Raw genomic sequence first — 25,892 nt, 5'->3', positions numbered from 1 at the left:
GGCGCGCCCTCGGCAAGCCCTGCGGGCCCGTGCCGGCGCGGGCTCCTCGGCGCCTTACCGGCCCGCCCGTACGGACGACGGGCCCCGCAGCGCGCCCAACAACCAGCAGCCTTTGCAGGCCCGTCCGAACGGTGCCCCGTCGACCGTCGCCACGCCGTGGTCAGTCGTCGTCGCCGAGCACCGGCTCCGGCAGCGTGCCGGCGTTGTGCTCCAGCAGGCGCCAGCCGCGGGCGCCCTCGCCCAGGACGGACCAGCAGCAGTTCGACAGGCCGCCCAGCCCCTCCCAGTGGTGGGACTCCAGGCCCAGCAGCCGCCCGATGGTCGTACGGATCGTGCCGCCGTGGCTGACGACGACGAGCGTCCCGCCGTCCGGCAGCTTGTCGGCGGCGCGCTCGACCACCGGCGCCGCGCGGTCGGCCACCTCGCTCTCCAGTTCGCCACCGCCGCGCCGCACGGGCTCGCCGCGCTTCCAGGCGGCGTACTCCTCCCCGTACCGCTCGATGATCTCCTCGTGGGTCAGGCCCTGCCAGGCGCCCGCGTACGTCTCGCGCAGCGCCTCCTCGTGGGTCACGTCGAGGCCGGTGACGGCGGACAGCTCGCCGGCCGTGGCGGCGGCCCGCTTCAGGTCGGAGGCGATGATCGCGTCCGGCTTGAGGGCGGCCAGCAGCCGGGCCGCGCGGCGCGCCTGCGCCACGCCCGTGGCGTCCAGCTCGATGTCCGTGGAGCCCTGGAAGCGGCGCTCCAGGTTCCAGGCGGTCTGGCCGTGCCGCCACAGGACTATGCGGCGGCCCCGGCCGCCCTTGGTGCCGTTCAGAGCAGCTCTCCGTCCTGCTCGGCCGCCGCCGCCCGGGCGTGCTCGTCCGCCTTGCCGCGGGTCGCCTTGGCGTCCTCGGGGAGGTCCAGCTCGGGGCAGTCCTTCCACAGGCGCTCAAGGGCGTAGAACACGCGCTCCTCGCTGTGCTGGACGTGGACGACGATGTCGACGTAGTCGAGCAGCACCCAGCGGGCCTCGCGGTCGCCCTCGCGGCGCACCGGCTTGGCGCCCAGGTCCTTGTTGAGCCGCTCCTCGATCTCGTCGACGATCGACTTGACCTGGCGGTCGTTGGGCGCCGAGGCCAGCAGGAAGGCGTCGGTGATCGAGAGGACGTCGCTGACGTCGTACGCGATGATGTCGTGCGCGAGCTTGTCGGCGGCGGCCTGGGCGGCGGCGTTGATGAGCTCGATGGAGCGGTCGGTGGCGGTCACAAGCGGTCTTCCGGGTCGAGGGAGCCTCCCCGTCCGGCGCCGCGGGGCGGGCCCCACGGACCGCGGACGGGTCGGCGGTCAGGTACCCACCAAGGGTCTCACGGACCGCCGACACTCCCACCTGGCTTTCCGCCCGGCCTTCCCCTGCCGGGGAGCCGCCGCTCCGGGCCGCCTCCGCGCGGGCCGGGACCGGCCTCGGGGGCCGGGCCTGCGGGGCCTTGGCCGGCCACCGGACCCTCCGGACCTCGGGCGGCCGGCCGTCGCCCTCTCCATCGGCCCCGTCGGCCGGGCGGCACCGGCTGCCCGCCGGGGCCGTCGCCGTCCTCGTCAGCCCCGGTAGTCCTTGCCCAGGACCACCGTGACGTCGGCGTTCGGGGCGCCCTCGTCCTGCTTGACGGCGCCGGCGGGGAGGCCGAGCGTCTTGGCGACCTCTTCGGCCCGCGCCCTCTGCGCCGCGTCCCCGTAGGTCACCTCGGAGGTGTCCCGCTCCTTCGGGGCGCCGCCGCCGTCGACGTAGGTGTACCCGCCGTTGATCAGCGCGGCCTGGGCCCGGCCCGCCGCGTCCTTCTTGCCGGTGGCGTTCTGCACGCTGACGCGGGGAGTGGCCCCGGCGTCGGCCTTCTTGACGGTGCCGCCGAGGACGTCCTTGATGACGCTCTGCGCCGCCTCCCGGCCGACCGTGCCGTCCGGCTGCACCGCCAGGAGCGTGGTCGCGTACGCGCCCTCCTTGACGAGCTTCGCGCGCTGGGCCAGCGAACTGCCCAGTTGCCCCTCGGTGAGCGGCGCCTCCAGCACCTGGAACAGCGACTTCACGGTGGCCGTGGCGCCGTCGGGATCGCTGGAGACCTTCTTCAGGGTGGCCTGCATGACCTGGCCGAAGCGCGTCAGCTGCTTGGTCTGCGGCTCGCCCTTCGCCTGGTAGGTGGCGTACGCGACGGCCGCCTGGCCGTTGAGCTCCCGCCCCTGCCCCTGTTCGACGGCGGGCGGACCGTCCTTCTTGACGGCGGGGACGGTGGTGTCGGCGTCCACGGTGATGCCGCCGACCGTCTCGACCAGGTTCTCCAGGTACGGGGTGTCCAGCCGCCAGGTGGCCTTCATGTTGGCGCCGAGCAGCGTGTTCAGGGCCTCGCGGGTGGGCCCGGTGCCCTCTTCCTTCACCGACTTCCCGAGGGTGGTGGTGCCGCCGTCTTCCTTGGCCACGACCAGGTTGTTGGGCAGCAGGACGGTGGTGCCCTTGTGGGTGGACTCGTTGTCCACCAGGAGCGCCGTCGCGCTGTTGCCGCTCTTGGTGTCCCGGAGGTGCACCACCAGGACGTCCCGCTTCTGCCCCGCGCCCCCGGAGGCGTCCTCGTCCCCGTCCGACCCGCCGAACACCAGGAAGCCGACGCCGCCCACCACCAGGAGCGCCACCACCACGCACAGCACGACCAGGCGGCTGCGCCCGCGGCGTTTGGCCTCCTCGCGGCGCTCGGTACGGCTCTCGGTGAACTTCAGCCAGTCGATGACGTCCTCGGAGTCCTCGGCCGGCTCCTTGATGAAGGAGAACTGCTCGGTGCGGTAATCAGGGGCGGCGGAGGCGTCCGGGGAATCCGGGGAGGGTGCCTCGGAAGACGGCGGGGCCGCCCGGCGGCGCCGACGGCCCTTCCCCTCTCGCGGAGCGTTCAGCCCGTTCCCCGGGTCCCGCTCCTCTTCGGAAGGCGGTGCCGCGGGGGGTGCCTCGGGACCGGCCTCCAGGGGGGACACCTGCTGGGGCGCCTGCTGGGGCGCCGCGTTCGCCATCGCGTCGGGCAACCCCCCGGGCTGGGCGTACGACGCGTCGTAGGGGGCGGAGAAGGCGTCCTGCTGCCCGTACCCGGCCTGTTCGTAGCCCTCCTGGCTCCCTTGGCCCGCTTGGCCCCCTTGTCCGTAGCCCTCGTGCCCGTACTGGCCCTGGTGGTACGCGGTCTGCTGGTAGCCCTGCTGATCCCCGCCGTACGGGTCGTAGCCGTACCCCTGCTGGGCGTACGGATCGTGCGGGGGCGTCTGGGCGTCCTGGCCGCCCGTGGCCGGGTACCCGGCCTGCTGGGCGTAGTCCTGGTGGGCGTCCTGCCCCGGAGCGCCGCCGTGCTGCCCGCCGTACGGGTCGTACGCGCCCGCGGTCGGCTGCCCGCCGTAAGGGTCGTAGGCGGCCTGCTGCCCATAGGGGTCGTACGGCGGCTGCTGCGGCGCGTCCTGGTGGTACACCGGCTGCCCGTAGGCGTCGTAGGCGTGGCCCTGCTGCCCGTGCTGATCGTGGGCGTACGGGTCCTGCGGCGCGTACGGGTCGTGTCGATCGTTCACCGGTGTCCCTTCCGTCGGTCCGGCGGCGGGCACGGGCTCGTCGGCACCGCGACCACTGCCCGCCGCCAGCGGTCGCCGCCGGCGGTCGCCGTCAGCGCCGGTCGCGCTCTTCCCGGTCGGACCCACCGTCGCGGTAGAGCTCACGCTTGTCGATGTAGCGCACCACTCCGTCCGGCACCAGGTACCAGACGGGCTCCCCCTGGGCGACGCGCGCCCGGCAGTCGGTCGAGGAGATGGCGAGCGCCGGCACCTCGACCAGCGAGACGCCGCCCTCGGGGAGCCCGGGGTCGGCGAGGACGTGCCCGGGCCGGGTCACGCCGATGAAATGCGCGAGGGAGACCAGCTCCTGCGCGTCGTGCCAGGTCAGGATCTGGGACAGCGCGTCGGCACCGGTGATGAAGAAAAGGTCCGCGTCCCGGTGCAGGGCCCGCAGGTCCTTGAGGGTGTCTATCGTGTACGTCTTGCCGCCGCGGTCGATGTCGATGCGGCTGACGGAGAACTGCGGATTGGACGCGGTCGCGATGACCGTCATCAGGTACCGGTCCTCGGCCGGGGACACCTTCTTGTGGCTCTTCTGCCACGGCTGTCCCGTCGGCACGAAGATGACCTCGTCCAGGTGGAACTGGCTCGCGACCTCGCTGGCGGCGACCAGGTGTCCGTGATGGATCGGGTCGAACGTTCCGCCCATCACCCCGAGCCGCCGCTTCACCGGCCCTGTCTGCTCTTCCATGCGTGCAGACCCTACTGGGCGCCGCGCGCTGCCGGGCGCCGGGTGCCCGCTGTCAGCGGTCCCGGTTGAAGCGGGTGGTGATCCACAGCAGCAGGAGCAGCGCGATCAGGGCGCCACCGCCGGTGACGTACGGGCTCAGGCTCTCGTGGCCGCCGCCCCCCTTTCCGGCTTCGGCGAGGGAGACCAGGTGCTGGGCGGTGGTGTGCAGGCTCATCGTCGGCGAGACCAATCCGGGCTGGATGCGGGCAGAGACTTCCGCCACATCGTAAGCGTGCGGCCCCGGGAACCTCACGCCGACTCCACCCCCGGCCCCCACCGCAAGCCGTACGGCGGCCCGGCGGGTCCGCCCGGCCCGCGCCCGCAGGGCCGTCAGGCCGGTGTCTCCAGGGCCGCCGGGCCCGGTGCCCCGAAGGCCGTCAGGCCCGCGTCTCCAGGACCATCAGGCAGGCGGACGAGGGCACACCCGGACGGGCCCCACGTCGCCCCGTAGCCGCCCCCTCGCGGCCGAAGTCCCGATCAGCCCCGCCGACCGGCTCCGCCGGCGGAAGCACCGCCGTTCCCGGAGGCGCCCCCGGCCGCGGAGGAGGACCCGGCCGAGCCGGAACCGGAGGCACCGCTCGTCCCGTCGTCCTTGCCGTCGCCGTACCCGCGCAGCAGGACCCAGGCGAGGAACACCGCGCCCAGCACCCCGACGATGAGCACGGTCCGCAGCAGCCAGCCGGGGCCGTCGTTCTGCGACGTCTGCTGCGCGGCGATGAGCAGCGCGCTCGTGTCCAGCATGGCTCCTGTGCTCCCTTTTGTACGGGGTTGTACGGGCATTGGTGTGCTGGCCAGCCTACGCCCGCGCATCCATTCGCCTGTCAGTGGCGTCCTCTAGTCTGAACATCCGCAGTCGACGAGGGGGAGGCCCCACCATGACGGAGAACCCAGGCGGCAGCGAGCACGTACCGAGCCGGGACCGCACGCGGTTCCCGGGCATCTCTTCCCGCGCGTACGAACACCCGGCGGACCGTTCGGCGCTGGTGGCGCTCCGCAAGCTGAGCGGGTTCGACACCGTCTTCAAGGCGCTCAGCGGCCTGTTGCCGGAGCGCAGCCTGCGGCTGCTGTTCCTGTCGGACTCGGTCCGGGTCAGCGACCAGCAGTTCGCCCACCTCAACGACATGCTGCGGGACGCCTGTTACATCCTGGATCTGGAGAAGGTCCCGCCGATGTACGTCAATCAGGACCCGCAGCCGAACGCGATGTGCATCGGCCTGGACGAGCCGATCATCGTCGTCTCCACGGGCCTGGTCGAGTTGCTCGACGAGGAGGAGATGCGCGCGGTCATCGGCCACGAGGTGGGCCACGCGCTGTCCGGGCACGCGGTCTACCGCACGATATTGCTGTTCCTCACCAACCTCGCGCTCAAGATCGCCTGGATTCCGCTGGGCAACGTCGCGGTGATGGCCATAGTGACCGCGCTGCGCGAGTGGTTCCGCAAGTCGGAGCTGTCCGCGGACCGCGCCGGTCTCCTGGTCGGCCAGGACCTGCGGGCCTCCATGCGCGGCCTGATGAAGCTCGCGGGCGGCAACCACCTCCACGAGATGAACGTGGACGCCTTCCTCAAGCAGGCCGAGGAGTACGAGTCCGGCGGCGACCTCCGCGACTCCGTCCTGAAGATCCTCAACGTCCTGCCGCGCAGCCACCCGTTCACCACCGTGCGGGCCGCCGAGCTGAAGAAGTGGGCCTCCGGCCGCGACTACCAGCGGATCATGGACGGCCACTACCCGCGCCGCTCGGAGGACAAGGACACCTCGGTCTCCGACTCCTTCCGGGAGTCCGCCGCGCACTACGCCGAGTCGGTGCGCACCAGCAAGGACCCGCTCATGGGCCTGGTGCGCGACATAGCCGGCGGCGCCGGCGACCTGGGCGGCAAGCTCCGCGACACGGTCTTCCGCACCGGCCGGCCGAACGGCGGCGGCAGCAACGGCACTAACGGACCGGATGACGAGGGCTCGGCTGGGCGCTAGCCGCCATCACCCCGCACAGCGCGGTGTTCGCCCGGCCGTGTGCGTACGGGTCGGTCCCGGCCGGCCCGTCGTGGCCGGCGCGCTGGCCCGCGAGCAGGGGTCGCAGCTCGCGGGCCGGTGAGGGGGAGCAGGCCAGCGGCCCGGCCTGGAGGTTGCTCAGCACCACCTGGAGGCGGTGGTCGGTGAGGCCGTCGCGGTCCACGCGGAAGCGCAGTTGGCGCCGGACGGTGAACAGCGAGGCCGGGCGGGCGCCGGTTCGGTCGGCGCGCTCCCCCGCCGTCGGCAGGGTGGTGGCGGCCGACGCGGCGACGCTGCTCGCGGGCGAGGTGCCGGCGGTGGACGAGAGGGTGGCCACGGGCGAGGCGGTGGCCGTCCCCAGGGCCGTCGTCCGCGTGGCGGACGCCCCGGATGCCTCTTCCACCGCGCCGTCGTCGCTCCCGTCGTCCGCGCCGCGCGCCGCACGGGTGCCGTCGGCGACCGCCCGGACGGCGTAGACGAAGGTGTAGTCCGCGGCGATCTCCAGCGTGTCGGCGTTGGTCTCGGCCACGCTCAGCGCGCCGTCCACCCGGACGCCCGGGTCCGCCAGTTCCACCCGCGCCGGGTCGAAGCGGACCAGCCAGCCGGTCGCGGCGTGCCGCCCGTCGTCGGCCGGACGCTCCACACTCCGGTCGAACTGGTCGAGTTGGCCCACGTCCAGCAGCAGCCGCACGGGGCGCACGGACCCGCCCGTCAGCGTGGCCGGGTCGATGGAGGAGCGGACGAGGTAGTCCTTGACGATGCTCAGCGCCGTGACGATCTGCCCGTCGGAGAAGTGGTCGGTCCGGTCGACGGCGGGAAGGTTGATGCCCGCCGCCCCGATCCGGAACTGCGCCGCCGGGCTGTGCGTGAACAGGTCCGCCGGTCCGGCGCCCGGCACCGCGTCGCGGGGCGCCAGCGGCACGATCGTGGACCGCAACTGCTCCGCCCGCAGTGGCTCCGGCGCCTTGTACGGATGGCGTACCCCCAGGTAGATGGCGGTGCCGAAGGCGAGGGCGATCAGCATGACCAGCAGGACGGCCTGCCGGGAGCCGCTGTGCCGCGACCAGGCGTGCCGGGTGCGGACGGCGCGCGCGTGCTCGCCCATGCGCTCCCGCGCCGAGTACTCCTGCAAACGCGCAGCCCGTATGAACGATTCGTCGAAAACGACGGATCGGTATTCGTCCTCTCCTCCGCCCGCGGGACCCTCGGGGGCCCCTTCGGGAGGGTCGCCAGGCCCGGCCATACAACAAGAGTAGGTCTGACGAGGCCAAGGTAAACGCCCCGGTACACGACAACTTCTGACGGGTTGCCCCGGAACCACCCAGCCTCCGAACAGCCCCCACCGCGCCCGCCCCGAAGGCCGGACCCCACGCTCCACGGCCGCCTTCCGGGCACGGTCAAACCTGGTCGCCATGTGGTCCGTACACGCCCGGTCCGGTCAGTCCCCGCAGGGCACATGCCCGGCGCGGCCCCCGAAGAACTTGCGTTCACCCAGCCCAGACCGCGGGCCACCGACCGCCACCGGGGGCGCCGACCGGGACGGTACCCGCGCTCGGAGACCGGTACAAGCGCGCGGCATACAGGCACGCCCCGGCGCACACGCGTCCCACCAACAAGCGCGCCGGCTCACACACGCGCCACCCCTGTCAGTGTGCGCGCGGGGTGGCGGGGGCCGACGGCGGCGCCGAATCGGCCGACGCCGACGGCAGCACACCCGGCCGGACCGGCTGCGCCCCCTCGACGCCACTGGAGGCCGGAGGCATCACCGGGGCATGGGACCGCCCCGAGGCGCCGCGGTAGACGGCGCTGAACGCCAGCGCGACCATGCCGATGCCCATCAGGACGGCGAGCACCCAGGCCACCGGCCGGTGCCAGCGCAGACTCCCCCGGTAGGCGTGCGGCTGCCCGTAGGGCCCGTACGCCTGGTAGCCGGGGTACTCCTCACCCGGCCCCTGTGCTCCCGCCGCGTCGGGCCCGAACGACCTGCCGGACGCGGTGGCCGGATCGGGCGTGCCCTCCGCCTCCGGGTCGGGCACGTAGCCGGAGCGGAGACGGGCCGCGTCGGCCTCGGCGCGTGCGCGCGCCGCCGCCAACATCCGCTCCATCGCGGTGGGTTCATGGCACGGCGCGGACCGTACGAAGTCCTCGTCGAAGACCACGGAGTCGAACGCGTCGTCCGCTTCCCCGTGGTGACCGAGATCGCGCTCATCAGGCCCTTCACCGTCCGGGAACGGCCTTCCCCCCATGTCGTCCGGCACCTGTCCAGGTTAGCCCCGAACGGTCAAATTGGGCAGGCGGAAAGGGAATTCGGCACCGGCCGCGGCGGAGCGCCCGCCTCCGCCGCGACCAGCCGGTTTCCGTTTCGTCCGCCGGTCCGGGAGTGCGGATCACCTGTCGGCTCCGGGCATACCCGCCCGCGTCGTCCGGCGGCTCCGGGGACGGCTTTCCGGCCGACTCCGCGCGTACCGTCCCCCGACCCCAGAACGCGGCCCGCCGGTCGACTCCAGCCATGCCCGTCCCCCGTCATCCGCCGCTCCCCCGGGAACGATTTCCCGATCAGCCCCGGGTGTGCCCGTCCCCCGTGACGATGTACTTGGTGGACGTCAGCTCCGGCAGCCCCATCGGGCCGCGGGCGTGCAGCTTCTGCGTCGAGATGCCGATCTCCGCGCCGAAGCCGAACTGGCTGCCGTCCGTGAAGCGGGTGGAGGCGTTGACCGCCACCGTCGTGGAGTCCACGAGCTGCGTGAACCGGCGGGCCGCGGCCTGCGAGGTGGTGACGATCGCCTCGGTGTGGCCGGAGGACCAGCGGCGGATGTGCGCCACCGCCGCGTCCAGGTCGGGCACCACGGCCGCCGCGATGTCGTACGACAGGTACTCCGTCGCCCAGTCCTCGTCCGTGGCCGGCGCGACCAGGCCGGGTCCCGCCTTCTGCCACGCCGCGTCGCCGTGCACCACCACACCCGCCTGGGTCAGCGCCTCCAAGGCGCGCGGCAGGAAGGCGTCCGCGATCCCCGCGTGCACCAGAACCGTTTCGGCCGCGTTGCACACACTCGGGCGCTGCGCCTTGGAGTTGATCAGGATGTCCACGGCCATGTCGAGGTCGGCGGCCTCGTCCACGTACACGTGGCAGTTGCCGGTGCCGGTCTCGATCACCGGGACCGTGGACTCCTCCACCACCGTACGGATCAGGGCGGCGCCGCCCCGCGGGATCAGCACGTCGACCAGGCCGCGGGCCCGCATCAGCTCGCGCACCGAGTCGCGGCTCTCGCCGGGCACGAGCTGGACGACGTCGGCGGGCAGCCCGGCGCCGGACACCGCGTCCCGCAGCACCGCCACCAGCGCGCTGTTGGAGGCGTACGCGGACGAGGAACCGCGCAGCAGCACCGCGTTGCCCGACTTCAGGCACAGCGCCGCGGCGTCCACCGTCACGTTCGGCCGCGCCTCGTAGATGATCCCGACGACGCCGAACGGCACCCGGACCTGCCGCAGGTCGAGCCCGTTGGGCAGCGTCGAGCCGCGGACCACCTCGCCCACCGGGTCGGGCAGCGCCACCACGTGGCGCACGTCCGCGGCGATCGCCGCGACCCGCTCCGGCGTGAGCGTCAGCCGGTCCACGACCGACTCGCTCGTTCCGGCGGCCCGCGCCTTGGCGACGTCCTCGGCGTTGGCGGCGACGATCTCCTCCGTACGGGCCACCAGCGCGTCGGCGATGGCGAGCAGCGCGCCGTCACGGACGGTACGCGGCTGTGGCGCGAGCACGGCCGCTGCCTCCCGGGCGCGGCGGGCGGTCTCAAGGACGGGCGAGGCGTTGGATGCGCTGCTGGTCATGGCCGCAGCCTAACCGGGCGGTCGCCGGAGGACGGACTCCATTCCACTCAGCGGGACGGCCCCGGGGGCAGCCCACCGGCCACACAGGACGCCCCTCAGTACGGATGCACCCCGACCGGCGACGCGGGCGGCGGTCCGTACCCCTCGGCGACGCGCTGGTGGTAGGTCTCCCGGTCGATGACCTCCAGGCCGACGATCTCCCACGGAGGGAGCCGGGCGGAGGAGCGGTGCTCGCCCCAGAGCCGGAGGGCGACCGCCGCGGCGTCGTGGAGGTCGCGCGCCTCTTCCCAGTAGCGGATCTCGGCGTGGTCGTTGGCGTAGCGGCTGGTCAGCAGGAAGGGGTGGTCGTGGGCGAGCTGTTCCAGTGCCCGCCGCACCTCCTGCAACGGGGCCTCGGCCCCGGAGACGTTCAGGGTGACGTGCCACAGGCGGGAGACGTCCCGCCGGTCCGCGACCGCCTGGTCCCGGGGCGTGGCGCCTCGCCCCGCGCCGTCCTCGCGCCGCGCCCGGCCGGCTTCGCCGCCGGTCCCGACGCTGGTCAGCGTGCGCTCCGCCGTTCCTCGGGGCGGTGCCCCTGGGCGCCCTCGTCTCACCGGCGGCCTCCCTGTTCGCGTGGCTCCGCTCGCCCGGAGGCGGAGCCGATTGGTGCGGTGTTTCCTCGGCCAGTTCCTTCGGTTCCTCGGACGCGGCACGCGCTCACGCGCCGCGGACGCCGCTCACCGGACGGCGTCCCCGCAACAAAGTTGACCAGCCCGAGGGCCGTCGCGGGGGTGTTTTCGCGAAGGTCCCCGTTGAAAGGCTGCTCCCCGAACGCTCCTCTTCCGTCTTCTGCGGTATTTACCCGAGGTGCCGATCGTCAGTGGTGCAGTACGACCAGATCGTCACGGTGCACGACCTCGCGCTCGTACGCCGGGCCCAGTTCGCGTGCCAGGTCCCGGGTCGAACGGCCGATCAAACGGGGGATCTCCCGGGCGTCGAAGTTGACCAGCCCGCGCGCCACCGCGCGCCCCTCGGTGTCCCGCAGCTCCACGGGGTCCCCCGCGCTGAACTCCCCGTCCACGGCGGCGATCCCCGCGGGCAGCAGCGAGGAATGACCCTCGACGACCGCCCGTACCGCCCCGTCGTCCAGGACCAGCGCGCCCTGGGGGGTGGAGGCGTGCGCAAGCCAGAGCAGCCGGTCCGAGCTGCGGCGGCCGGTGCGCAGGAAGTGGGTGCCGGTGGGGCCCCCGGCCAGCGCCTCGGCGGCGTGCACAGCGGAGGTGAGGACGACGGGGATGCCGGCCGCGGCGGCGATCCGGGCCGCCTCGACCTTCGTCACCATGCCTCCGGTACCGACCCCGGCCCGGCCCGCACTGCCGATGGAGACGCCTTCCAGGTCCTGGTCCCCCCGCACCAGATCGATGCGCGAGGTGCCCGGCCGGGACGGGTCGCCGTCGTAGAGCCCGTCCACGTCCGACAGCAGCACCAGCAGGTCGGCCCGGACCAGGTGGGCGACGAGCGCCGCCAGCCGGTCGTTGTCGCCGAAGCGGATCTCGTCGGTGGCGACGGTGTCGTTCTCGTTGACGATCGGCACGGCGCCCATGGCGAGGAGCTGGTCGAGCGTCCGGTAGGCGTTGCGGTAGTGGGCGCGGCGGCTGGTGTCGTCGGTGGTGAGCAGGACCTGCCCGACCCGGCGGCCGTACCGCGCGAAGGACGCGGTGTAACGGGCCACCAGCAGCCCCTGGCCGACGCTGGCGGCAGCCTGCTGCCGGGCCAGGTCGCGGGGACGCCGGTCCAGCCCCAGAGGCGCCAGCCCGGCCGCGATGGCTCCGGAGGAGACCAGCACGATCTCCTTGTCCTGGTGCTTGGCGAGCGCGTCCACCAGCGCGTCCACCCGGTCCGCGTCCAGGCCACCGCTCGCCGTGGTCAGCGACGAGGACCCGACCTTGACCACGATCCTGCGGGCGTCCGTCACGTCCTGCCTTGTGCCTGCCACCTGCGTAACCCCTGTTCTCGCCTGGCCCCCCGTACGGGCCGGCGCTCCGGCGAATTCGTACGGACGGATTCGTACAAGGCGCAAATCTACGGCAGCCGACCAGCCGGACGCCGGGGATATCGGTGGGTGGACGGTCGCCGCGACGTACGCCTCATCCGTACTCCGCCCGGATCTCGTCCGCCTGAAACACGGAAACCCCCACCGGCGATCAGCCGCCAAACCGACGGAAGGGGACGTCCCGGGGTGCCCCCGCAGCGGACTGGGGCGCGGCGGCCGGTGACCTACATCGCGTCGGGGAGGCGCAACTGCCGCGAGGAGGTACCCCGGGGCGGCCCCGACCCCGTACAAACAAAAGGCGTACAGACCACCGGACCGCACCCGCCGACAGACCGCACCCCGTACAAAGACAAGGCGCGACCACCCAAGCAAACGAGATCCGGACGGCGGACGAATGGGCGTAGGAGACGCGGCAACCGGCCCCTCTACGGGAAAGCCCCGGCAGGCGATCTTCACGACCACCCACCGGGACCTCACTCCTCAGCGCTTCACGCCCTCGGGGAACCCAAAGCCCTCAAGCCCCCGGAACCGCTCCCGCCCCGCCTCAGAACGGCTCGAACCCGTCGTACTCCCGCTCCACCTCGTCCCGCTCCGCGTCGCGATCGCGACGGCGCTGCGCGGCCGGGCGCGGCGCGTCGAAGCGGTGGTCCTCACCGCGTCGGCCCAGCATCTCGGCACCGGCCGACATCGTCGGCTCCCAGTCGAAGACCACGGCGTCGTCCTCCGAGCCGATGGCCACGCCGTCACCGGCCCGCGCGCCCTTCTTGAGGAGGGCGTCCTCGATGCCGAGGCGGTTGAGCCGGTCCGCGAGGTAGCCGACGGCCTCGTCGTTGTTGAAGTCGGTCTGCCGGATCCAGCGCTCGGGCTTCTCGCCGCGGACGCGGAAGAGGCCGTCGTCCTCGCGCGTCACCGTGAAGCCGGAGTCGTCCACGGCCTTGGGCCGGATGACGATGCGCGTCGCCTCCTGGACGGGCTTGGCGGCGCGCGCCTCGGCGACGATGCCGGCCAGCGCGTAGGAGAGCTCCTTCAGGCCCGTCCGCGAGACCGCCGACACCTCGAAGACGCGGTAGCCGCGCTCCTCCAGGTCGGGGCGGATCATGTCGGCGAGGTCCTTGCCGTCCGGAATGTCGATCTTGTTGAGCACGACCACCCGCGGCCGGTCCTCCAGGCCGCCGTACTGCGCGAGCTCCGCCTCGATGACGTCGAGGTCGGAGACCGGGTCGCGGTCGGACTCCAGCGTCGCGGTGTCCAGGACGTGGACGAGCACCTCGCAGCGCTCGACGTGCCGCAGGAACTCCAGCCCCAGGCCCTTGCCCTGGCTGGCCCCCGGAATCAGGCCCGGCACGTCGGCGATCGTGTAGACCGTCGAGCCGGCCGTGACCACACCGAGGTTGGGCACGAGGGTCGTGAACGGGTAGTCGGCGATCTTCGGCTTGGCGGCCGAGAGCACCGAGATCAGCGAGGACTTGCCCGCGCTCGGGTAACCGACCAGCGCCACGTCCGCGACGGTCTTCAGCTCCAGGACCACGTCCCGCGTCTCGCCGGGCTCGCCCAGCAGCGCGAAGCCGGGCGCCTTGCGGCGGGCGGAGGCCAGCGCCGCGTTGCCCAGGCCACCGCGTCCGCCGCGACCCGCGATGAAGGTGGTGCCCTGACCCACGAGGTCGGCCAGCACCTCGCCGTTGGTGTCCAGGACGACCGTGCCGTCCGGGACCGGCAGGATCAGGTCCTTGCCGTTCTTGCCCTCGCGGTTGTCGCCCGCGCCCGGCTGGCCGTTGGTGGCCTTGCGGTGCGGGTGGTGGTGGTAGTCCAGCAGCGTGGTGACGTCCTGGTCGACGACGAGGATGACGTCGCCGCCCCGGCCGCCGTTGCCGCCGTCCGGGCCGCCCAGCGGCTTGAACTTCTCCCGCAGGACGGAGGCACAGCCGTGGCCTCCGTTACCCGCGGCGACGTGCAGCTCGACGCGGTCCACGAAGGTGGTCATGGTGAGGTGCCTCCAGATACGTACGGAAATCGTGCGGTACTTCTCGGTACGGAGGGCCGTCCCGGGCAGCGGGGCGCTCCGAGCGCCGGACGCGGCCGGGCGCCGACGGGCGGCGCGGGTCTCCGTACGGGTATGTCTCTACTAACGCCCGAGGGCGAACCAGCCTTCCCGTTCGCACGGGAAAAGGCGGTCCGCCCTCGGAGTGGTGTTGCTATCGCGCGGTGCGGCTGATTACTCAGCGACCGGGACGATGTTCACGACCTTGCGACCACGGTGGGTGCCGAACTGCACCGCACCCGCGGACAGCGCGAACAGGGTGTCGTCGCCACCGCGACCGACGCCCGAGCCCGGGTGGAAGTGGGTGCCGCGCTGGCGGACCAGGATCTCACCGGCGTTGACGACCTGACCGCCGAAGCGCTTCACGCCGAGCCGCTGAGCGTTGGAGTCGCGACCGTTCCGAGTGGACGATGCGCCCTTCTTGTGTGCCATGTCTCCTCAGTCCCTTACTTCGCCGGCGAGTCGATGCCGGTGATCTTGATCGCCGTGTACTGCTGGCGGTGACCGATCCGCTTGCGGTAGCCGGTCTTGTTCTTGTACTTCAGGATGTCGATCTTGGCGCCCTTGTGGTGGTCCACAATCTCCGCCGAAACCTTCACCCCGGCCAGCACCCACGGGTCGCTGGTAACCGACTCGCCGTCGACGACGAGCAGCGTCGAGAGCTCGACCGCGTCGCCCACCTTGCCGGTGGAAATCTTGTCAACCTCGATGACGTCACCGACAGCAACCTTGTGCTGACGGCCGCCGCTGCGCACGATCGCGTACACGCGGTTCTCACTCTCTCGCTAGAAACGGGACCACTGATGCCAGCCGCCCACGCGGACCCATACGGGAACGGACCCGGTACATCCAAGAGGACGAGCGGCCTCTCCCGGACGGGCCGGGAGGTGTTTGCTCAGATGGTGTGGCGTATTCGCACACGCCGAAGGTCAAGGTTACGGGGCACCGACCAGCGGGTCAAACCGGGTCCGGGCACGGTGGGCCGGGTGGGAGGCCTGATCGCCGGGCGGTGCTCACGGGGGTGGGCCGGGCCGTGAATCGCCTGTAGGGGACACGTCCCCAGGGGACCGTCCGCGTCCGCACCGCCCCCTACGGGTTACGTCCCCAGGGGGCCGGCCCGTACGGGTCGTGCCCCTAGGGAAGCCGGCCCCTACGGGATCGCCCCCACAAGGCAGCACCCCATGGCCACCAAAAGCCCGCGCCCCGGGCGCACCATCTGCACCCGGGGCGCGAACGCGTACCCGTAGGAGCCTGTCCCGTAAGGGACCGCTCCGTAAGGGCTCGTCCCGTAAGGGACCACCCTGTGAGGGCCGATCCCGCAGGGACGAACCCGGAGGGACCTACCCCTCCACCGAAGCCGACCCGAAGGCAAGGCCCGGAGAGCGGAGCCCCAGAGGCCCGAGGCCGACCTGAAGCCCCGCGACCCGCGACTCGAAGCCCCAAGCCCCCAAGCCCCGAGCCCCAGAGGAAGGCCCGGAACCCGAAGGCCCCGGACCCCCAACCCCCTAGGCGCTCTCGGACGACCCCGAAGAGTCCGACGACACCGACGGCGCCGACTGCTGCTCGGCCGCCACGGCGGTCTTCTTGGCCGCCGCCTTCTTCGTCGTCTTCTTCGCCGTCGTCTTCTTGGCGGTGGTCTTCTTCGCCGCCGTCGACTTCGCCGCCGTCTTCTTGGCCGCGGCCTTCTTGGCGGTGGTCTTCTTGGCCGCCGTCTTCTTGGCCGGAGCCTTCTCCTCGGCCGCCGCCTCCGGGGCTTCCCCGGCCGCCTCGCCGACTGCCTCCTCGGCCGGCTCCGCGGCCTTCTTGGCAGTCGCCTTCTTCGCGGTCGTCTTCTTGGCGGCCGTCTTGCGCGTCGCCTTCTTCGCGGTCTTCTTGGCCGCGGGCGCCGCTTCCGCGACCTCCCCGGCCTCGGCGACCTCCGTCACCGGCGCGCCCTCGGGGGCCGCCTCGGCGACAGGCTCCGCGGGCTCGGCAACGGGCTCCGCCGGCGTGACCGGCGCCGCCGGGACGGGCTCCGCCGTCTCGGCGTCCGTGCCGGGCAGCGCGTTCGCGGGCGCGTCCCCGGAGACCTGCGGCGGCCCCGCCGGAGCGGTCGCCTTACGGGTCACCCGACGGCGCGGACGCGGCGGCGCGGCCTCCACGACCGGCTCCGTCGCCACGGCCTCCGGCTCCGCGACGGCGGCGGAGTCCGCGACCACCGAAGAATCCACAGCACCCGAAGAGGCAGCGGCACCCGAAGCGTCAGCGGCAGCCGCACGCTCCTCGACCGGCGCGGACTCGGCCTCCGGCGCGACGACCGGCTCCGACGCCGGCACCACGATCGCGGCGGCCTCCTCGGCGGCCTTCGGCGCGCCCGCCGGGGCGGACGCCTTCCGGCTCACCCGGCGGCGGCCCCGTCCGCGCACCCCGGCCGCGGCCTCGGCTTCGGCCGGGCTGCTGAACCACTCGTCGGTGTCGGCGACCGCCGGCCGCAGCTCGGCCTCGGTGACCGGCGCCGGCTCCAGCTCGGGGGCGGTGTCCTCCACGGCGGCCGGGGCCTGCTCGGCCTCGGCGTGCGCGTGGTGGTCGTGCTGACCGCCCGCCGCCTTGCCCTTCTTCTTGCGCTTGCCGCCACCGCCGGACGACGTCGGCTGGTCCATGTGGACGATCACGCCGCGCCCGTTGCAGTGCACGCACGGCTCGGAGAAGGACTCCAGCAGCCCCTGGCCGACCCGCTTGCGGGTCATCTGCACCAGGCCCAGCGAGGTGACCTCGGCCACCTGGTGCTTGGTGCGGTCCCGGCCCAGGCACTCCAGCATCCGCCGCAGCACCAGGTCGCGGTTGGACTCCAGCACCATGTCGATGAAGTCGATGACGACGATGCCGCCCAGGTCGCGCAGCCGGAGCTGGCGCACGATCTCCTCGGCCGCCTCCAGGTTGTTCCTGGTGACGGTCTCTTCGAGGTTGCCGCCCTGGCCGGTGAACTTGCCGGTGTTGACGTCGATCACGACCATGGCCTCGGTCTTGTCGATCACCAGCGAACCGCCGCTGGGCAGCCAGACCTTCCGGTCCAGCGCCTTCATCAGCTGCTCGTCGATCCGGTAGGTCGCGAAGACGTCGACGTCCGAGGTCCACTTCTGGAGCCGGTCGGTGAGGTCCGGGGCGACGTGCGAGACGTAGCCGTGGATGGTCTCCCAGGCCTGGTCACCGCTGACGATGACCTTGGAGAAGTCCTCGTTGAAGATGTCGCGCACGACGCGGACGGTCATGTCCGGCTCGCCGTACAGCAGGGTCGGAGCGGTGCCGCTCTTCGCCTTCTTCTGGATCTCCTCCCACTGCGCCTGGAGCCGGGTGACGTCGCGCGCCAGCTCCTCCTCGCTCGCGCCCTCCGCGGCGGTACGGACGATGACGCCCGCGTCCTCGGGGACGATCTTCTTGAGGATCTGCTTCAGACGCGCCCGCTCGGTGTCGGGCAGCTTGCGGCTGATGCCGGTCATCGAGCCCTCGGGCACGTAGACCAGGTAGCGGCCCGGCAGCGAGACCTGGCTGGTCAGACGGGCGCCCTTGTGGCCGATGGGGTCCTTGGTGACCTGGACGAGCACCGACTGGCCGGACTTCAGCGCGGTCTCGATGCGCCGCGGCCCGTTGGCCATGCCCAGCGCCTCGAAGTTGACCTCGCCCGCGTACAGGACGGCGTTGCGGCCCTTGCCGATGTCGACGAACGCGGCCTCCATCGAGGGCAGCACGTTCTGGACCTTGCCCAGGTAGACGTTGCCGACGTACGAGGTGGCCTGCTCCTTGTTGACGTAGTGCTCCACGAGCACGTTGTCCTCAAGGACACCGATCTGGGTGCGCTCGCCGTTCTGGCGGACCACCATGACACGCTCGACGGCCTCGCGGCGCGCCAGGAACTCCGCCTCGGTGATGATCGGCACCCGGCGGCGGCCCTGCTCGCGGCCCTCGCGGCGGCGCTGCTTCTTGGCCTCCAGGCGCGTGGAGCCCTTGATGGACTGCACCTCGTCCGAGGCGGCCTCGTCCCGCTTGCGCGGCTCGCGGACCTTGACGACGGTGCGCTCCGGGTCGTCGCCCGGCGCCTCCGCCTCGGCGGCCTCACCGCTGCGGCGACGGCGACGGCGACGGCGGCGGCTGCTGCTGGAGCCGCTGACCTGCTGCTCCTCGTCCTCCTCGGCGGCGGACTCGGCGCTCTCCTCGGCGGCCGGCTCCTCGGCCTCCGCGGGCTCCTCGCCCTCGGCGGTCTGCTCCTCGTTCTCGGCGGCCTCGCCCCGGCGGCGGCGACGGCCACCCCGGCGACGGCGGCGCGAGGGGCGCTCGCCGGACTCGTCCTCGGCCTGCGCGGCCTCGCCCGCCTCCTCGTCCTCGGCGGTGTACGCGTCCTCGTCCTCGTCGGTCTCCTCGTCGGGCACGACGGGGGTGACCTGCTCGGGCTCGGCGGCGGCACCCCGGCGGCGACGGCGGCGCGACCCGGCGGCGGGCTGCTCGTCCCGCTCCTGGGCGCGCTCCTCCTGCGCGGCGGCGGCCTCGGCCGCGGCGGCAGCGGCGGCGCTCTCCGGCGTCTGGAACGTCGGCTCGGTGAAGACCGGGGCCTGGAACACGGCCGTCGGCGGCTTCTGCACGCGACGGCGCCCGCGACCGGCGGGCTCGGGGGTCTCCTCGGCGCGCGGCTCCTCGGCGGCGCGCTCGGCCTGGACCGGCTCGGCGGCGCGCTCGGCGCGGCGGCGGGTGCGGCGGCGCGGCGCCTCCTCCTCGACGACGGGCGCGGCGAGCGGCGCGGCCTCCGGCTGCGCGGCGTCCAGCGGCTCGGCGGGCGCGGTCACCGGCTGCTCGGCGACCTCCGCCGTGCGCGGCGCCCCGGCCGGAGCGGTGGCCTTACGGGTCGCCCGGCGGCGGGTACGGGCCGGCTTGGCCTCGTCCGCGAGCGCGGCGGCCTCCGGCTCGGGGGCCTGGGCGTCTGCGGTGGGGACCTCGGCGGCCGGAACCGGCTCGGCGGCGGCGCGGGGCGCCTCGGCCTCGTCGGCGGCGGCACGGGGGGCCCCGGCGGGGGCGGTGGCCTTGCGGGTCGCCCGGCGGCGGGTACGGGCCGGCTTCGTCTCCTCTACAGGAGCGACGGCCTCTGCGGGCGCCTCGGCGACCGGCGCGGCGGCACTCTCGGAAACAGCCGGGGCGGCGGCCTCGGCGGCCTCGCCCTGCGGCGGACCGGCCGGCGCGGACACCCGGCGGGTGACCCGGCGGCGCGGGCGGCGCGGTGCCTCGTCCTCGGCGACCGGCTCGGCGGCAGCGGGGGCCTCAGGGGCGGGCTGCTCCGCCGGCGTCTCCTCCGCGCCCTCGTTCGCTCGCGGCGAACCCGCCGGCGCGGTGGCCTTGCGGGTCGCCCGGCGGCGGGTACGCGCGGGCTTGGTCTCGTCCTCGGCGGGGGTGGTCGGCGCGGCGCTCTCCGCGGCGGCCTCGGCGGGCCGCGGCGTGCTCTCGGCCGGGCCGCCGGTCGCGCCGGACTCGGCGACGCCCGCCGCCATCGGCGGACCCGCCGGGCGGGAGGCCACGCGGCGACGCCTTCGCGGCGGCAGGGTGTCACTGGGGGTGGAGTCCGCGGGGCGCTGCCCCGTGGGTTCGTTGGATTCCGTGGGCTCAATGGGTTCGAGCATGCGGGCGGTTCTCCCGTCACGCTCCCGGGCGCCGCGCCTTCTTCCGGTGGCGGCCCGCGTGAGATGCGGTGCCGCTCTCCGGGGCGCGGGCGCCGCGCGGGAGCTGTCGTCTCGCTCGCCGGGCCCGTGCCGGGACCGGCGAAAGTCTACTGGTCAGTGCGTCCGCCGAACCGGGGTGGCTCCCTGGTCGACCGGCGGCGCGGCGACGGCGGTCCTGCTACAGCACCGTCCGGCGCCTTCGCGACACTCAGCCGGCGGCCGTCGATGGGGCGGCCGGGGCAGCGTCGCGGTCGGGCGCGAGCGGATCGGTCACCGCGCCGGTCTCCTCATCGAGCGGCCCCTGCGCCAGCCTGGTCACCGCAGCGGGGACCGGCGGCGCCAGGTCGGCCACAGCGCGGAGACCGGACAGGACGTCGTCGGGTCGTACGGCAGGTGTCAAATGCCGAACAACCAGCCGCAGTATCGCACAGGCACCACCACCGGGCCTATCGCCCGCGTACGCGGCGGCCTCCAGGGACGCGACCGCGCCCCGGGCGTCGAAGGTGCGCATCCCGCTCTTCGTCCGCCGCTCCACCGGAACCTCGTCGGCCGCGAGGAACGTCTCGACGGCGCGGCGCGCCTCCTCCACCTCGACACCGTCGAGGCGGATCTCCCACACCGAGGCCTCCAGCCGGTCGGCCAGGCCGCTCGTGTGGGCCTCGACGGCGTCGACGATGTCCAGGCCGTCGGGCAGCGACACGTTGAGCAGCTCGCGCAGCGGCGCCGGGTCACGGCGCTCGGCGAGCTGGATCTCCAGGTACTCCGCCTCGCTGCCGGTACCCGTGGGGGCGGCGTTGGCGTACGACACCTTGGGGTGCGGCGTGAAACCCGCCGAGTACGCCATGGGGACCTCGGCGCGGCGCAGCGCCCGCTCGAAAGCGCGCTGGAAGTCGCGGTGGCTGGTGAACCGGAGGCGGCCTCGCTTGGTGTAACGCAGTCGGATGCGCTGCACCGCGGGTGCGGGCGGCGGGCCTTCGGGCTGTCGCTTGCCCAGTGTCGCTCAGTCCTTCGTGAGTGCGGTCGTACTGCTACCAAGAGTACGTGCCCGGGGGCCCCCGGGTTCCCGGAGGGGTTGGGCGGGGGGTCACCCGGCCCGTTGACGGGGCCCGGGGAGCCCTTGCGGCGCACGCGTCCCGGATGCCGAATGCCGGACGCCGGGATGCCGTCCGAACGGCGACCGGCCCGGTCCCCGCACAACAGCGGGGACCGGGCCGGAAGCCGGGAGCGCTCGCCCGCGCCCATCGACAAGGCGGACGCGGACGATCGAGGCGCCCCTACTTGACGACGGTGAGCGGCAGGAGCTTCTTCCCGGTAGGTCCGATTTGAATGCTCGTGTCCATCTGAGGACACACCCCGCAGTCGAAGCACGGCGTCCAGCGGCAGTCCTCGACCTCGGTCTCGTCCAGGGCGTCCTGCCAGTCCTCCCAGAGCCAGTCCTTGTCGAGCCCGGAGTCGAGGTGGTCCCAGGGCAGGACCTCCTCGTAGGTGCGCTCGCGGGTGGTGTACCAGTCGACGTCGACGCCGTACTCGGGCAGCGTCTTCTCGGCGGCCTCCATCCAGCGGTCGTACGAGAAGTGCTCGCGCCAGCCGTCGAACCGGCCGCCGTCCTCGTAGACCGCGCGGATCACCGCGCCGACGCGGCGGTCGCCGCGCGAGAGCAGGCCCTCGACGATGCCGGGCTTGCCGTCGTGGTAGCGGAAGCCGATGGAGCGGCCGTACTTCTTGTCGCCGCGGATCTTGTCGCGCAGCTTCTCCAGGCGGGCGTCGGTCTCCTCGGCGCTGAGCTGCGGCGCCCACTGGAACGGCGTGTGCGGCTTGGGGACGAAGCCGCCGATGGAGACGGTGCACCGGATGTCGTTCTTGCCGGAGACGCGGCGCCCCTCGGCGATGACGTTGACCGCCATGTCGGCGATCTGGAGCACGTCCTCGTCGGTCTCGGTCGGCAGGCCGCACATGAAGTACAGCTTCACCTGCCGCCAGCCGTTGCCGTACGCGGTGGAGACCGTGCGGATCAGGTCCTCCTCCGAGACCATCTTGTTGATGACCTTGCGGATGCGCTCGCTGCCGCCCTCGGGAGCGAACGTCAGGCCGGACCGGCGGCCGTTGCGCGTCAGCTCGTTGGCGAGATCGATGTTGAACGCGTCGACTCGGGTCGACGGCAGCGACAGACCGATCTTGTCTTCTTCGTACCGGTCGGCGAGCCCCTTGGCGATGTCGCCGATCTCGGTGTGGTCCGCGGAGGACAGCGACAGCAGGCCGACCTCCTCGAATCCCGTGGCCTTCAGGCCCTTGTCGACCATCTCGCCGATGCCGGTGATGCTTCGCTCCCGGACGGGACGCGTGATCATGCCGGCCTGGCAGAAACGGCAGCCGCGGGTGCAGCCACGGAAGATCTCGACCGACATCCGCTCGTGGACGGTCTCGGCCAGGGGGACGAGCGGCTGCTTGGGGTAGGGCCACTCGTCCAGGTCCATGACGGTGTGCTTGGACACCCGCCACGGGACGCCGGAGCGGTTCGGGACGACGCGCGCGATCCGCCCGTCGGCCAGGTACTCCACGTCGTAGAACTTGGGGACGTACACGCCACCGGTCTTGGCCAGGCGGAACAGCAGCTCGTCCCGGCCGCCCGGGCGGCCCTCGGCCTTCCAGGCGCGGATGATGTCGGTGATCTCCAGGACGGCCTGCTCGCCGTCACCGATCACCGCGCAGTCCAGGAAGTCCGCGATCGGCTCCGGGTTGAAGGCGGCGTGGCCGCCCGCCAGCACGATCGGGTGGTCCTCCGTGCGGTCCTCGGCGCGCAGCGGGATGCCCGCCAGGTCGAGGGCCGTGAGCATGTTGGTGTAGCCGAGCTCCGTGGAGAAGGAGAGGCCGAAGACGTCGAACGCGCCGACCGGGCGGTGCGCGTCCACGGTGAACTGCGGCACGTTGTGCTCGCGCATCAGCGCTTCGAGGTCCGGCCACACGCTGTAGGTGCGCTCCGCGAGGACGCCCTCACGCTCGTTGAGGACCTCGTAGAGGATCATGACGCCCTGGTTGGGCAGCCCGACCTCGTAGGCGTCCGGGTACATCAGGGCCCAGCGCACGTCGCAGCTTTCCCACGGCTTGACCGTGGAGTTGAGTTCTCCACCGACGTACTGGATGGGCTTCTGCACATGCGGGAGCAGAGCTTCGAGCTGCGGGAAGACCGAATCGGCAGACATACTCGCGAACTTTCGTGAGCCGGCAGGAGCGACCCTCAAGCCTAACGCGGTCGGGACCGGGACTCGTACCGGTGTTCCGTGACCGCACGTGACCACGGCGCCCGCGCGGGCCGGTGACCTGGGATGGGGCGGTGCACGCGGAGTGGCGCATCCCACGGTGGCGGAGGGGACGCGCCTCGCGGTGGACGAGGGGGCGCGCCCCACGGCGGGTGGAGTGAGGCGTCCCCCTGCTGGTGGAGTGAGGCATCCCACCGCGGGCGGGGCCGGGGCCGCACCCTGTGGGGCGGCGGCGCTCGGGACGGCGGGTGGTCCGGCGTGCGCGCGGGCGGACAGGCCGGTGGGGGCGCCGGCGTGCGGACCGGCGTACGTCACGCTCCGTGTGCGCGGGCCGGCGTCGTACGGACGCGGTAGCGAAGCTCACCCTCAACGCCGCCCGGACCTCCTGTCACGTCACTCGGCACGGTGATCGACAAAAACGGCAAAGCCACCAAAAGCATCGATTTGCGTCGAAAAATCTACGAGGAGCAACGAGGGGCCGCGGAGGAGGTCACGCCGCAGGGCCCGGCCCGGGCAGGTGCGGGCCGGAGGCCGTAATGCGCGACGGAGGCCGTGGCCGTCCGGGCCGGAGGCCGTGGTGCGTGACGAAGGCCGTGGTCGTCCGGGCAGGAGGCCGGGGCGCGTGACGCAGGCCATGACGGAGGCTCCGCATCGATGCCGCGCCCGGCCCGGCCGGCTCCCGGTGCACGCCAAAGGCTCACCGCCGCCGTCTCACCCGGGCGCGCCGAGCACCACGGCCTGACGCCGCCGCCCCGCCCACTCCCCAGCGCGACGAAGCCCGCCCTCAGCGCACCCCCGGGGACTCGCACTCGGGTCTCGCCCCACCCCGCGGACCTCACCCCCCGCGGACCTCACCCCCGGCAGACCTCACCCCCGCAGCGCCGCCCGATGCTCCGGCCGGGCCACGTCCTCCCACAGTTCCGGCAGCTCCCGTTCCCGGGTGGCCGCGACGGCCTCCTCCCGCCCGTAGAGCAGCCCGAAGGTGAAGCCGCTCTCCCCTGCCGAATGGGCCTGCACGGCGATGTCCCGCAGTGCCTCGCGGGCGACCACGCTGTCCTGGTGGTCGCCGAGCAGTTCCTGCACGGCGGTCATCCGGGCGGCGAACTTCTTGGCCGGCGCGCCGAGCGCCGGGCGCGCCGCCTCCGCCGCGTACCGCGTCCGCTTGGCCGCCTTGCGCGCCTCGTGCATCGCCACGTCCCGGCGGGGACCCGCGGGCTCGGCCAGCGCGGTGCTCATCCGCGCCGCCAGCCGCCCGAAGTCCCGCTCGACGACCTTGGGCAGCAGGGCGCCGGGCGCCCGCCGCGCGGCCCCGCGCAGCGGCGGCGCGGCGGCCAGCGCCACCAGCGCCTCCAGCAGGGCCAGGTACCGCGCGCCGTCCAGCACCGCGATCAGGTGCCGCCGGGACCCCGTGCGCCGGGCCGCCGACCAGGTACGCAACCGGGTCCGCACGGGCCCGAGGTGCAGCGCCCGCGGCAGACCGGCCAGCCCCTCCTGAAGCCGTGCGGTGAGCACCTCCCGGTCCCGGTCGACGCCCAACTCACCGGCGAGCCACTTGAGTTCGTCCCCCAGGGGGTCGGTCACGGCGCGGTCGAGGACCCGGGCGTAGGACCGGAAGGCGCTGCGCAGCCGACGGGTCGCCACCCGCATCCGGTGCACGGCGTCCGGCTGGTCCCGGCGTGCGGCGGGGTCGAGTTCGACGAGCGCCCGCACCTGGGTCCGTACGTACCCCATGACCACGTCACCGGCGGTCTCCGGAGCGGCGGCCCGCCCCTTCCCGGAACCTGGACCGGAACCTGGAACGGCCCCAGTTCGCGTCACGCCTCTGACACGCCCCGCCCTCTTGCCGCCCTTGCCGCCCTTGCCCCGCCGCCTTCCCGCCCCGTCCTCACCGCCCTCCCCCGGGGCCGTCTCCGCGAGCGCGCGGGCCAGTTTGGACGGGGCGGAGCTGGGGCGGAGCCCGCCGGCGCGCAGGCAGCCGTCGATGGCGTCGAGGAGTCCGGGGGTGGCGCCCTCGCTCAGCTCGGCCTCGATCTCCGTCCAGGTGACGCCCTTGGCCCGGCCGTCCCCGCACCGCTCGGCGCGCACCGCATCGATGCCGACCTCGGCCAGCAACTCGCCTTGCGTGCCCATCAGTTGGCGGACTTCGCGGCGCGACCTGAGCCGTACGACGGGCCGCAGTTCCGCGCCGCGCACCCGGGAGCGGACGAGTCCGGCGAGCGAGCGGGGCAGTTCGTCACCCAGCGGAGCGCGGATCTCCTCGCGTACGGAGGGGCCGACCGGGAGTTTGAGGTGCCACCCCGCGTCGTCCCCGCCCGTGCGCCGTCGCAGCGTGATGCCGTCGGCGGCCAGGCGCTGGTCCGCGGTGTCGTAGTAGGTGGCGTCGAGGTCGACGGCGGCCTGGTCCACCACGTCGGCCACGCCCGGCACGGCCGTGAGGTCGGGCAGTCGCGCCCCGGCCGTCGCTTCGTACTTCCGCTCGATTTCTCGCACGGTGTCCGCCATGGATCGAATTTAGTCGTGTGCGCGGCGCGCAGGCAGCCCCCGGACGGACGGACGGGGCCCCGACCGGACAAGGGGCGGGAGGCGCCGGGCAAGGCCATGCGGCACCTGCCGCGCGCATCGCACACGTGTCCGCAAAGTCCCACCTCTTACCCAACGCGCATTTCCAGCCTGGTTCGGACATGCGCCGTCTTGTAGACGGCGCGGAGGGCTCGCACGATCGGGGCACTCGATCCCAT

At 73.3% G+C, this 25,892-nt stretch carries 19 protein-coding genes; 1 reads left to right on the top strand and 18 read right to left on the bottom strand.

Features of this window, described 5'->3' with window-relative positions:
• Positions 1–160: 160 nt before the first annotated feature.
• The 6 genes from ABZX96_RS12230 to ABZX96_RS12205 all read right to left on the bottom strand — a co-directional run bounded on the left by ABZX96_RS12230 (position 161) and on the right by ABZX96_RS12205 (position 5,074).
• The gene (locus ABZX96_RS12230; RefSeq protein ID WP_355542149.1) at positions 161–814 is read right to left on the bottom strand and encodes a histidine phosphatase family protein; all 654 of its coding nucleotides are present in this window, start codon (positions 812–814) and stop codon (positions 161–163) included.
• A complete protein-coding gene (rsfS, locus tag ABZX96_RS12225; RefSeq protein ID WP_355542063.1) occupies positions 811–1,245 on the bottom strand; it encodes a ribosome silencing factor in 435 nt (144 codons plus the stop codon). The genes ABZX96_RS12230 and rsfS overlap by 4 nt, the downstream gene beginning before the upstream one ends.
• 327 nt (positions 1,246–1,572) lie before the next feature.
• On the bottom strand, positions 1,573–3,564 hold the full coding sequence (locus ABZX96_RS12220; RefSeq protein WP_355542060.1) for an LCP family protein: 1,992 nt from the start codon (positions 3,562–3,564) through the stop codon (positions 1,573–1,575).
• A gap of 91 nt (positions 3,565–3,655) precedes the next feature.
• Entirely contained in the window at positions 3,656–4,294 is a 639-nt protein-coding gene (gene nadD, locus ABZX96_RS12215; RefSeq protein WP_355542057.1) for a nicotinate-nucleotide adenylyltransferase, read from the bottom strand.
• A 52-nt stretch (positions 4,295–4,346) separates the two neighbouring features.
• A complete protein-coding gene (locus ABZX96_RS12210) occupies positions 4,347–4,556 on the bottom strand; it encodes a hypothetical protein (protein ID WP_355542166.1) in 210 nt (69 codons plus the stop codon).
• Positions 4,557–4,810: 254 nt separating this feature from the next.
• Positions 4,811–5,074 (bottom strand): hypothetical protein, encoded by a 264-nt coding sequence (locus tag ABZX96_RS12205; RefSeq protein WP_355542054.1) that lies wholly within the window; start codon positions 5,072–5,074, stop codon positions 4,811–4,813.
• A gap of 134 nt (positions 5,075–5,208) precedes the next feature.
• On the opposite strand from ABZX96_RS12205, the gene ABZX96_RS12200 reads away from it, so the two are divergent.
• Positions 5,209–6,303: a M48 family metallopeptidase gene (locus ABZX96_RS12200; RefSeq protein WP_355542051.1), complete on the top strand. Its 1,095-nt coding sequence runs from the start codon at positions 5,209–5,211 to the stop codon at positions 6,301–6,303.
• Here ABZX96_RS12200 and ABZX96_RS12195 read toward each other — a convergent pair.
• The 12 genes from ABZX96_RS12195 to ABZX96_RS12140 form a co-directional block, all read right to left on the bottom strand.
• Complete coding sequence (locus ABZX96_RS12195) at positions 6,266–7,564, bottom strand: hypothetical protein (RefSeq protein WP_355542048.1); 1,299 nt, start codon at positions 7,562–7,564, stop codon at positions 6,266–6,268. The two genes, ABZX96_RS12200 and ABZX96_RS12195, sit on opposite strands and share 38 nt — an antisense overlap.
• Before the next feature lie 403 nt (positions 7,565–7,967).
• Positions 7,968–8,579, bottom strand: a complete 612-nt coding sequence (locus ABZX96_RS12190; protein WP_355542045.1) for a hypothetical protein — start codon at positions 8,577–8,579, stop codon at positions 7,968–7,970.
• A 298-nt stretch (positions 8,580–8,877) separates the two neighbouring features.
• The gene (locus ABZX96_RS12185; RefSeq protein WP_355542042.1) at positions 8,878–10,149 is read right to left on the bottom strand and encodes a glutamate-5-semialdehyde dehydrogenase; all 1,272 of its coding nucleotides are present in this window, start codon (positions 10,147–10,149) and stop codon (positions 8,878–8,880) included.
• Between the two features lie 95 nt (positions 10,150–10,244).
• Positions 10,245–10,742: a hypothetical protein gene (locus tag ABZX96_RS12180; RefSeq protein WP_355542039.1), complete on the bottom strand. Its 498-nt coding sequence runs from the start codon at positions 10,740–10,742 to the stop codon at positions 10,245–10,247.
• Positions 10,743–11,005: 263 nt separating this feature from the next.
• Positions 11,006–12,124 (bottom strand): glutamate 5-kinase, encoded by a 1,119-nt coding sequence (proB, locus tag ABZX96_RS12175; protein ID WP_355542036.1) that lies wholly within the window; start codon positions 12,122–12,124, stop codon positions 11,006–11,008.
• A 601-nt stretch (positions 12,125–12,725) separates the two neighbouring features.
• The gene (gene obgE, locus ABZX96_RS12170) at positions 12,726–14,162 is read right to left on the bottom strand and encodes a GTPase ObgE (RefSeq protein WP_355542034.1); all 1,437 of its coding nucleotides are present in this window, start codon (positions 14,160–14,162) and stop codon (positions 12,726–12,728) included.
• A gap of 231 nt (positions 14,163–14,393) precedes the next feature.
• On the bottom strand, positions 14,394–14,651 hold the full coding sequence (gene rpmA, locus ABZX96_RS12165; protein WP_355542031.1) for a 50S ribosomal protein L27: 258 nt from the start codon (positions 14,649–14,651) through the stop codon (positions 14,394–14,396).
• Between the two features lie 14 nt (positions 14,652–14,665).
• Complete coding sequence (rplU, locus tag ABZX96_RS12160) at positions 14,666–14,986, bottom strand: 50S ribosomal protein L21 (RefSeq protein ID WP_355542028.1); 321 nt, start codon at positions 14,984–14,986, stop codon at positions 14,666–14,668.
• Positions 14,987–15,724: 738 nt separating this feature from the next.
• Complete coding sequence (locus tag ABZX96_RS12155; RefSeq protein ID WP_355542025.1) at positions 15,725–19,858, bottom strand: Rne/Rng family ribonuclease; 4,134 nt, start codon at positions 19,856–19,858, stop codon at positions 15,725–15,727.
• A gap of 247 nt (positions 19,859–20,105) precedes the next feature.
• Positions 20,106–20,849, bottom strand: a complete 744-nt coding sequence (locus ABZX96_RS12150) for a TIGR03936 family radical SAM-associated protein (protein ID WP_355542022.1) — start codon at positions 20,847–20,849, stop codon at positions 20,106–20,108.
• 322 nt (positions 20,850–21,171) lie between these two features.
• Entirely contained in the window at positions 21,172–23,097 is a 1,926-nt protein-coding gene (locus ABZX96_RS12145) for a TIGR03960 family B12-binding radical SAM protein (protein WP_355542019.1), read from the bottom strand.
• Positions 23,098–24,021: 924 nt separating this feature from the next.
• Entirely contained in the window at positions 24,022–25,656 is a 1,635-nt protein-coding gene (locus ABZX96_RS12140) for a CYTH and CHAD domain-containing protein (RefSeq protein ID WP_355542016.1), read from the bottom strand.
• Positions 25,657–25,892 lie beyond the last annotated feature (236 nt).

It is taken from the genome of Streptomyces sp. NPDC003077 (assembly GCF_040611095.1).
Lineage (GTDB): Bacteria > Actinomycetota > Actinomycetes > Streptomycetales > Streptomycetaceae > Streptomyces.
This window is presented reverse-complemented; position numbering and strand designations above follow the sequence as displayed.